Raw genomic sequence first — 10,198 nt, forward strand, 5'->3', positions numbered from 1 at the left:
GCGCATTACGGCTGAAATTTTGTACCTGCTCATTTTAGGCTAGACGGAATTTTTCGGCGAAGCATAATTTCGGCAAAACGTAAAATTTAATCAGCGGTGCGATCTCTCGGTAGTTGCCCTAAATTTAATCAGCAATAAAATCGCTCGGCGGTTGCCCGAAATTTAAACGGGCGATACGATTAGAGATGAAAGTGCCTGTCGCGCATAAATTTGAAGCAAAACGCCTTGCCGTGTCTAAAAATTTATAAAATTTGACCGCGTTTCGCATCGCAGCCTCTAGCTTTTAGTGCCAAACCTACATAGCGGCAAAATTTAATCGGTGGCGCTCGCGATTATGAAATTTAAAAGCAGCTCTGCAAGGACGAAATTTAAAATTTAAAAGCAAGCTTAGGGCGAGAGTTAAATTTACCGCGCGCGCGGCGTTTACAAAAGCCGCGAGCCAAAGCATATCTGCCGAGCGTATGCCGCAACATATCGCAAGCGCTGGTTTGCACGTTACGTCAAATTCCGCAAAATCCTAGCCGCGCATTCCCGCATCGCCTCATCAAACGCCGTCGTAGGTTGGATTGTAAATTTAAATTATAAAGAATTGGATGAGGCGAAATTTAAAATTCCGCCTCCTAAGCGGAAAAGGATTAAAGCGCCGCGTAGCGCACCATTAGGCAGGTTTGAAGCGCCGCCAGTTTATCAAGCGCGCTTTTTTGCACTTCGGAATCAACCAAAATGACTGCCAAAGCATCCCCCTCTTCGCCTCTGCCTAAGCGGAAGTCTGCGATATTGATGTTTTCGTCGGCTAGGATCGTGCTTACAGATTTGATAACGCCCGGCACGTCGGTGTTTTTGAAGATTATCATCTTGCCCTTCGGCTTAAAATCGGTCTTAAATCCGCCGATATTTACGATGCGCTCCTCGCTTCCGTCAAAGACCGTGCCCGCGACGTTTGAGATCGCCTCATCGGTCATGATTTTTACCGCGATCTCGCTTTTATAGACGCTGTTTGCAAGCTCGCCGAAGCTCGTATCGATCCCCTTTTCATCCGCAAGAAATTTTGCATTAACGTAGTTTAGCGAATCGCCCAAAGAATCGTGCAGCGCGCCTACGATGGCAAAAACGAGCATCGATTTTAGATACTGCACCACCTCGCCGCTACCCTCGATGCGAATCGATTTGATCGGGCCTTTGTTGATCTGCGCCGCAAGATAGGCCATTTTGGAGACTAAATTTATATACGGCTCGATACCGCGCGGCAGATCCTCGAGCTTAAGCGGCAAATTTAAAGCGTTTGGATAGTTTAAGCCGCGTGCTGCGCTGATCGCCTGCTCCGCGGCTTCCCTGGCGATATTGCTTTGCGATTCGAGCGTGTTTGCTCCAAGATGCGGAGTCGCGCTTAAATTTTCGATATCCAAAAGCTCATGATCGGTCGCAGGCTCTTTGTCGAAAACGTCGATGCCGAGATACGCGATCTTGCCGCTGCGTAGATTGTTTGCGAGCGCTTTTTCATTATACAGCCCGCCTCTGGCGCAGTTTATTAGGCGGACGCCGTCCTTCATCTTCGCTATTTGCGGCTCGTCGATCATATTTATCGTCTCTTGATTTTTCGGCGTATGGATCGTGATGAAGTCGCAAGATAAAATTTCATCGAAATTCTTCGTATATTTTACCCCGAGCTTCGTGGCCTTCTCAGGCTCAATATATGGATCATAGGCGATGACGTTCATTCCAAACGCAAGCGCGCGCACCCCCACGCGCGAGCCGATGTTTCCAAAGCCGATGATACCGAGGCTCTTTTTATAAAGCTCGGTGCCGTACCATTTCTCGCGCTTCCAAATTCTATTAATTTTCAGATCGTTGCAGGAATTTACATATTTGCGCGCCGCATTTAGCAGATGGCACATGCTCATTTCGACCGCGGCGATGGTGTTTGCAGTCGGTACGTTCATCAAAATAATGCCGCGCTTGGAGCAGCCGTCGATGTCGCAGTTATCAACGCCCACGCCCGCACGCACGATCGCTTTTAGCTTGGTGCCGGCATTTAGAAATTTCTCATCCACCGCCGTAGAGCTTCTGGTAATCGCAACGTCCGCATCGCCTAAAATTCCGTATAGCTCGCTCTTGGGCACGCTCGTGGCGTCGATTACTCTAACATCCGATTCCTGCTTAAGCAGATCAAAACCGATTTTGTGGATTGCGTCGCAAACTATGATAGTTTTCATTAAATTTAACCTTTAGAAGTGGATCCGCAAGGCGGGGATGCCTTGCGGGAGGAATTATTTATTTAGTTGATCTTTGATTAGATCCCCTAGGCTTTGCTTCTCATCGTCGTTGCTATTGATCTCGTTTAGCGCCTCGCGCTCCTTCTGATGAGCCAGCCTGCGCACGCTTAGGCGGATTCTATTTTTCTTCTCGTCGATGAAGGCGATCGCAGCCTCGATCTCGTCGCCCACTTTTAGGCTATCTACGCTTACGTTGCCAAGATCTTCCTTGCGAATAAGCGCGTCGATACCGCCTCCCAGCTCGACAAAAATTCCAAACTCTTTAATATCGCGGATCTTGCCTTTTACGACATCGCCTTGATTGTGGCTCTTGGCGTAATCGCTAATAGGGCTGTCGCCGAGCTCTTTGTGATTTAGAGAAATTTTTTGAGTATCTTTGTCGATCTTAATGATCTTAACTTCGATCTCGTCGCCCACTTTGAACAAATTTTTGCACTTCTCGCCGCGATCCCATGAAGCGTCTTCGTTATGCAAAAGTCCCTCTACGCCGTCGATCCTCACAAACGCGCCGAAATTCGTAATCGTAGTGACGCTGCCTTTTAGCACGTCGCCCACTTTGTATTTAGCAACAAACTCGTCAAACGGCTTGGTGAGTAAATTTTTAAGGCTCACGCGCAGCCTGCGCTCGCTAGGGTTGATCTCTACGACCTCGACGTCAAGCTCCTCGCCCTCGCTGATGAAATCTTTCGGATTTTTGATATTTTTATCCCACGAAATTTCGCTGATATGCAAAAAACCCTCGATGTCGTTGCCAAGATCGACAAACGCGCCGTAAGGCTCGATATTACTTACTTTTACGCGGATAGTATCACCCACTTCCAGGCTATCTTTGATCTCGTTCCAAGGATCGGGCATCGCCTCTTTGATCGAAAGGGAGAGATGCTTTTTATCGTTGTCATATTTGATAACTTTAACCGGAACCTTATCGCCCTCTTTGTAGAGCGAGCTTGGATTTACCGGGCCTTTGTATGAAATTTCGCTGTAGTGTACGAGCCCATCCACGCCGCCTACGTCTACGAACATGCCGTAGGTAGTGATCTTTTTAACGATACCCTCAATAATGCCCTCGGTAGCGACTACCTTTTCGATCGCCTCTTTACTTGCTTTACGATCCTCATCAAGTAGCTTCTTACGCGATACTACGATGCTTTGTTCATCTCTATCAACTTTAATGATCTTTACCTTGAAATTTTTACCGACGGCGCCATTGGGATTTTTAAGCGCACTTTGCGAGCGAGGCATAAAAAATTCCACGTCGTCTGCGTTGGCGCAAACGTAGCCGCCCTTATTAAACGATAAAATTTTAACGTCATAGATATTTTCTGCGTTTTCATCATAGGAGTCGATGAACGCCTTTACTTTTTCCTTCTTTAGAGCCTTTTTATACGATACGACCGGGCGACCGCCTCTGCTTCCGATAATAGCGACTTTGATGTCATCTCCTACGTTAACCTGCGGGTTTCCTTGCTCGTCACTAACCTCGGCGGCGTCTAAAATGCCCTCCGACTTCCTGCCTACGTCTATGAAAACCTCGCCGTCCTTAAGGGCGATAACCTTACCTGTGACGACCTCGTCGCGAGACTTCCCGGCGTCATACTCCTCTAACAATGTCGCAAAATCTTCCTCTGCGTGGTTTTGAACCTTCTCGTTCACCTCAGCCATATGCTTCCTTTAAATTTATTTGTGCTTTTTTGAAAAGAACTAAAATGCGCGATTTTAGCTAAAATTTGCTTTCGATTTGATAAATTTCTAAGAGTAAATTTGATAAGAGGGCTTATAAATTCTGCGTTAGATTTTCGATTCGCGCTACTACTTTTTTGATGATCCAATCGGGCGTGCTGGCTCCTGCGGAGATGCCGCAGAGGCTTTTGTTTTCAAACCACGAGCGCTCAAGCTCGCTTTCGTTTTCTATAAGATAGCTGTCTTTGCAAAAATTTTGTGAAATTAAAAAAAGCTGCTTGGTGTTGGAGGAATTTTTCCCGCCTACGATTATCATCACGTCGGCCTTTTGCGACAGGCTTTTTACGGCCTCTTGATTTTCCAGCGTCGCATTGCAAATCGTATTAAAAATTCTCAGCTCCCTCGCGCGCTGCATCAAAAAATCCGCGATTTTAGTAAAGCTTTCTATCTTTTTCGTAGTCTGCGAAACGAGCGCGACGCGAGTCCCAAGCTTGACGTCTTGCAGCTCCTTCGTATCCATGATCACGAATACGCGCGATTTTGCGTAGGATTTCACACCCTTTACCTCGGGATGATTTTTATCGCCGAAAATCACGATGTCATAGCCCTCCGCGCTCATCTTTTCTACGATCTGCTGCGGCTTGGTCACGAAGGGGCAGGTAGCGTCGATGAGCTCCTTATTTTGCGCCTTTAATCTTTGTAGATCGTCTTTTTGGATGCCGTGCGTGCGAATGATGAGCTTTTGCTCGTCCTTGATCTCACTAACGCCTTCTAAGGTTTTGACGCCGAAATTTTGTTTTAAACGGTTAATCTCTTCGGCGTTATGTATCAGTTCGCCGATCGTAGCGGCCTCGCCGGCGCTTTCTGCGATCTTGATCGCGCGCTTGACGCCAAAGCAAAAGCCGTAGCTTTTGGCCATCTCAATCTTCAACGCCAGCTCCGATCTGTCTTAAAATCGTGGCGAAGTTCGGAAACGACGTCGCGATACAATCGCTATCCTCGATGATCATCCCCGATCTTAAGCCTAAAATCGCAAAACTCATCGCGATGCGGTGATCTCCGCACGGCGTGATAATCGCTGCGTTTGCCTCGCCGCCTTCGATCTGCCAGCCGTCCTGTAGCTCGCGCGCCTTAATACCGCAAGCGCGAAGCCCTTCGCAGGTTACTTTTATGCGGTCGCACTCCTTCACGCGTAGCTCGGCGGCATTTCTAAGCACACTACTTCCCTGCGCGCAAGCAAAGGCGATCGCAAGCGCCGGCGCTTCGTCTATCAGCCACGAGATATTTTCGCTCACCTCCACGGCGTGAAGCGGCGCGTAAGCGACCTCTATATCGCCGATCTGCTCGTAAATTTCGCTCGTTTTGTGAAATTTTACTTCAGCGCCCATGCGTTTTAAAATTTCATACGCCTCTATGCGGGTTTTGTTTAGCAGCATATTTTTTAGCACTATGCGCGAGCCCGGGGTTATCGCTGCGGCGACCGCGAAGAAAAACGCCGAGCTGGGATCGTTTGGGATAAAAATTTCAAGCGGTTTAAGCAGCGAGCTAAGCGGCGCGACTTCGATCGCAAGGCCGTTTCGCGAAATTTGCGCGCCCATCGCTTTTAGCATCCGCTCGCTATGATCGCGGCTAAGCTCGGGCTCGCTAAACCTGCACCCGCTGCCGCGCAAAGCCGCTAAAATCAGAGCGGTCTTTACCTGCGCGGACGCAATCTTACTCGCGTATTCGAAATACCCGAGCTTTTGCCCCAGCACCGCAATAGGCGCCTTTTCGCCGCCTGCTCGTCCGTAAATTTTAGCGCCTACTTTGCAAAGCGGATCCGCAACGCGCCTCATCGGGCGCTCGCTTAGATACCGATCGCCGCATAGCACGAAAAAGCCCTCGCGTCCCGCCAAAAAGCCCATAAATAGTCGCATCGCCGTACCCGAGTTGCCGCAATCAAGCGGGACATTAGGCTCTTTGATAGCGGCGGGAGGAGTGATTAAAATTTCGTCCTCTACGCGCTGCACGCAAGCGCCCAAAAGCTCCACGATCTTTAGCGTATTTTGCGTATCCTCGGCCTCAAGATAGTTTGAAATTTTACTCGTCCCCTCCGCTAGCAGCGAAAAGATCGCCGCGCGATGCGAGATCGATTTATCTGCGGCTATGTTTGAGATATCCGCTCGCAAAGGGCCCGCTTGCGCAAAAATTCTCATCGTAGCCCAAGCCCCAGCTCGCTGCTAAGAGCGGCTAAAATTTTATCGGTAAAGCCCGCGACTTCCTCGTCGCAGAGCGTTTTTTGAAGGTCTTGAAATACAAGTCTGATCGTCAGGCTCTTTGAATCGCCCAAGCTTTCGTCGCCGTAAAGATCGCTCGGGATAAATTCCTTTAGCGCCTCGATTTTAAGGGCGTCTATGCACTGCTTGATCTGCTCGAAGCGCATTCCGCTCGGCACCAAAATACTTAGATCGCGCGATACGCTAGGGAATTTCGAATAAACGTCCGCTACGATATTTTTAAATTTAAGCTTGGAAAAATCGATCTCGCACAGATAGCTTTTATCCAGATCGCGCCCTGCTTCTACGGCGTAATCCACGCGCCCGATAAAACCTACTATTTCGCCGCCCTGCTCAATCTGAGCTTGCTCGAATTCGCTTAAAAATTTCAAATTTTCGCCGGGCAACCTGACCTTAAATTTACCGATGACGCTTTGGATTAAATTTGCAAAATACAAAAAATCGACTGCGGCAGGTTTTGCGCCGGCAGCGATAGAGGGCTCCGCCTTTAGTCCGCTAGCTATAAAGCCCAGTCTTAGGCTCTGTTTGCCGTCCGCATCAAACACCTCTCCTAGCTCAAAAAGCTTGACGCTTCTGCGAGAATTCTTTAAATTTCGCTCAGCAGATTCCAGCAGATGATTAATCAGCGTCGGTCTTAGCGCGTCCAGCTCGCCGTTGATCGGATTTAAAATTTTAACCTTGCACGGCTTAAAGCCTAAGTTTTCTAGCGCCTTGCCGTCGTCAAATACATAATGTACGCACTCGAAAAATCCTACTGCTGCCGCCTTGCTGCGAAGCTTGCGCCCGTTTTGTAAATTTACGTAGGTATCGTTTAGGCGGTTTTTCTCGTAGAAGCTTAGCGGCGCAGCGGCGATATTATCGATGCCCACGATACGCACGATCTCCTCGCACACGTCGTGGGAATTTACGATATCGTGGCGGAAAGGCGGCACCTTAGCGGTAATGAGATCGGCTTCGACGCCCACATCGAAGCCCAGCCTTTTTAAAATTTTTACGATCTTGTCGCGTGGAATTTGCGCGCCGATCATTGAGTTTATCTCTTTTTCGCTAAAGCCCACGATAAGCGGCTCCAAAGCATTTGAAATCTTTTGTGTGCCCGCATATAGGCTAACGGCTTTATTTTTAAGTAGCAATCTAAATAGCAGATCGAGCCCTAGCCTAAGCTTTGGCTCGCTGCCTCTGCTTGAGCGATACACATGCTCGTCGCCTTTTAGGCTTTTGTTTTCGTTTACTGCTTTAGCAATGATTAGTGGCGCGGTGTAGTTTGCCTCTAATAGCACCACTTTGCTACTGCAACACGCCTTTAGCTCTGCGTCTTGGCAAATCCCTGCTACGCTAAGCAATCTCTTGCCCGCATAAACGCCGAACTCGCCGTTTGGCATAGGCTTTATGTCAAGCGCTACTTTGCCATCTGCGGAAGCGATCTTTTCAAAATCATAAGCACGCAGCAATACTCCGGTAGAATGAGTAGCGTAGTTGATGAAATTTTGCACCGCGCAGCTTTGCAAAATACCAACGCTTGCAAGACGCAAGGTCTGCTTTAAATTTAACTTCAGCTCGCCTTTGATCTCGTAAGCTCGAAAAGCAAATTTAGCGCTTACCTCATCGCTTGCACGCACGCTTAAAATTCTACCGATACCAGGCGCTCCGTCGGCATCTTCAAACTCGTGCTTTTCCTTTAACGGCAGATCAAGTGCCGCGCTTAGATCGCGCGCTATGCCTAAGATGCTAAGGCAGTCGCCACGGTTGGCGGTAAGCTCGATCTCGATAAGATCGTCGTTAAAAATTTCATACTCGCGCAGCTCCTTGCCGAGTACGAGCTCGCCGATGCTACTATCAAGCACCATAATGCCGTCATTCGTCTTAGCAAGCCCAAGCTCCGTTGCCGAGCAAATCATGCCAAAGCTCTCCACGCCGCGAAGTTTGGCAGGCTTTATCTCAAGTCCGCCAGGAAGCACGGCGCCGATGAGGCTAACCGCGACGTATTGCCCAGCCTCGACATTTTTCGCGCCACAGACGATCTGCAAGCTCTGCTTACCGACATCAACCTCGCAAACGTTTAGATGATCGGAATTTTCGTGACGACGCTTGCTTTTTACGAGTCCTACTACGACGCCTTTAGGAAGTGAAATTTTATCGTGAGCGTCAACCTCAAGACCGATGGAATTTAGCGTAGAAAGCAGTCTTTCGCTTGAAATTTCGCTTATGTCGATCCACTCTTGCAACCAATTTCTCGTTATTATCATTTAAACTGCTCCAATAATCTAATATCGCCTTCAAATAGCGAGCGCAGATCGGGTATGCCGTGCAGCAGCATCGCGAAACGCTCGACACCGAGCCCAAATGCGTATCCACTGACGTTTTTCCAGCCCACTGCTTTAAAGACGTTAGGATCGACCACGCCGCTGCCTAGCACCTCGAGCCAGCCCGTCTGCTTACAGACGCGGCATCCATGTCCGTGGCAGAAAATACAGCTGATATCGACCTCCGTACTCGGCTCCGTAAACGGAAAGAAGCTCGGGCGGAAGCGGACTTGGACGCTACCGAACATATAGCGCAAAAATTCCTCTAAAACGTATTTTAAATTTGCGAAGCTCACGCGGTCTCCCTGCTCGACTACGAGACCCTCCACTTGATGAAACATCGGCGTGTGGGTTAGATCCATATCGCGGCGAAATACCGCGCCGGGGGCGATCATGCGCACCGGCGGAGCTTTAAATTTCTCCATCGTGCGGATCTGAACGCCGCTGGTGTGCGTGCGTAGCAGCCGCCCGTCGTCAAGATAAAACGTATCTTGCATATCGCGCGCCGGGTGGTATTTGGGTAAATTTAGCGCTTCAAAATTATGGAAGTCGTCCTCGATAAGCGGGCCACTTTCGACGCTGAAATTCTGCGCGATGAAGTAGTCTATGATCTTATCCATCGTCTCCATCACGGGATGCAGCGCTCCGCAGCTTACGTTTTCGTTAAAAAGCGTGACGTCGGTCGCTTCATTTTTCATCGCCTCTTTTTGCTCCGCCGCTTCCAAGCTCGCCCTTTTTGCAGCGATGAGCTCGCTGAAATAATCACGCTTTTCATTCGCGCTTACGGCAAGCTCTTTTTTCTGCTCGGGCGCTGCGGATTTGAGCTCAGAAAAAAGCGCCGTTATGATGCCTTTTTTGCCGAAAAGCTCCAAGCGCACGGCTTCCAGCTCGCTTAGGCTCGATGCGGCGTCGATTTTTGCTTTAATCTCTTGCAAATTCTATCCTTGTGGTTAAATTAATGGCGCGATTGTAGTTAAAATTTGATAAAAGCTAGGTAAATTTGCGTGTTTGGATTTTTTGGCTATAATCGCGGCTAAATTTCAACCTCATAAAAGGATCTAAAATGAACGTCTTCGAAAAGATCGTAAACGGCGAAATCCCGTGCAACAAAGTGCTAGAGAACGATGAATTTTTGGCCTTCCACGACATCAACCCTAAAGCGCCGATCCACATCCTGGCTATCCCTAAAAAATGCTACGAAAACTTCCAAGTAACGCCTCCTGAAGTGATGAGTAAAATGAGCGCTTTTATCCAAGAAGTAACTCGCAAAATGGGGCTTGATAAGAGCGGATACCGTCTTGTTTGCAACTGCGGCGAAAACGGAGGTCAAGAGGTGATGCATCTGCACTTTCATATCCTAGGCGGAATGAAGCTACCGTGGGATCACGTAAGCGACCGAAATACCGAAGAGAATTTTTAAGGCTCGAACCAAATTCTATTAAAATCAAAATTCCGTGAAATTGTAAAATTTTACGGAATTTGCGAAATTCTTTGAAATTTTTAAAATTCCGCTTCATTTATAAGCACCGAGGTTTTAGTTTTAAAAATAATCAAAATAGTAAAACTACAAGCTAAAATTTATCATCAGACGCTAAAAAGAAATATAAATTTATCACAGACGATCTCTTAGCAAATGCCATTCTTGAGCTGCAAAGCTTTAGCTCTT

General features: G+C 48.2%; 7 protein-coding genes. 1 reads left to right on the top strand and 6 read right to left on the bottom strand.

From position 1 onward, the window contains the following. Nucleotides 1-635: 635 nt before the first annotated feature. The 6 genes from serA to pheS form a co-directional block, all read right to left on the bottom strand. Nucleotides 636-2,213 (bottom strand): phosphoglycerate dehydrogenase, encoded by a 1,578-nt coding sequence (gene serA / locus Q0095_RS02985; protein WP_297881226.1) that lies wholly within the window; start codon nt 2,211-2,213, stop codon nt 636-638. 54 nt (nt 2,214-2,267) lie between these two features. After that, nucleotides 2,268-3,935 (bottom strand): 30S ribosomal protein S1, encoded by a 1,668-nt coding sequence (locus tag Q0095_RS02990; RefSeq protein WP_297881228.1) that lies wholly within the window; start codon nt 3,933-3,935, stop codon nt 2,268-2,270. 112 nt (nt 3,936-4,047) lie between these two features. After that, nucleotides 4,048-4,884 carry a 4-hydroxy-3-methylbut-2-enyl diphosphate reductase gene (locus tag Q0095_RS02995; protein WP_297881230.1) on the bottom strand — a complete coding sequence of 279 codons (837 nt, stop codon included), beginning with the start codon at nt 4,882-4,884 and terminating at the stop codon, nt 4,048-4,050. Further along, nucleotides 4,874-6,148 carry a 3-phosphoshikimate 1-carboxyvinyltransferase gene (gene aroA, locus Q0095_RS03000; protein ID WP_297881232.1) on the bottom strand — a complete coding sequence of 425 codons (1,275 nt, stop codon included), beginning with the start codon at nt 6,146-6,148 and terminating at the stop codon, nt 4,874-4,876. Before aroA ends, Q0095_RS02995 begins: the two co-directional genes overlap by 11 nt. Further along, a complete protein-coding gene (gene pheT / locus Q0095_RS03005) occupies nt 6,145-8,475 on the bottom strand; it encodes a phenylalanine--tRNA ligase subunit beta (protein WP_297881234.1) in 2,331 nt (776 codons plus the stop codon). Before pheT ends, aroA begins: the two co-directional genes overlap by 4 nt. Continuing rightward, complete coding sequence (gene pheS, locus Q0095_RS03010; protein ID WP_297881236.1) at nt 8,472-9,467, bottom strand: phenylalanine--tRNA ligase subunit alpha; 996 nt, start codon at nt 9,465-9,467, stop codon at nt 8,472-8,474. The genes pheT and pheS overlap by 4 nt, the downstream gene beginning before the upstream one ends. Nucleotides 9,468-9,595: 128 nt before the next feature. Here pheS and Q0095_RS03015 point away from each other — a divergent pair, with 128 nt between their 5' ends. Further along, on the top strand, nt 9,596-9,952 hold the full coding sequence (locus tag Q0095_RS03015) for a histidine triad nucleotide-binding protein (RefSeq protein ID WP_297881238.1): 357 nt from the start codon (nt 9,596-9,598) through the stop codon (nt 9,950-9,952). Nucleotides 9,953-10,198 lie beyond the last annotated feature (246 nt).

Source organism: uncultured Campylobacter sp., from assembly GCF_938045535.1.
Classification (GTDB): Bacteria; Campylobacterota; Campylobacteria; order Campylobacterales; family Campylobacteraceae; genus Campylobacter_B.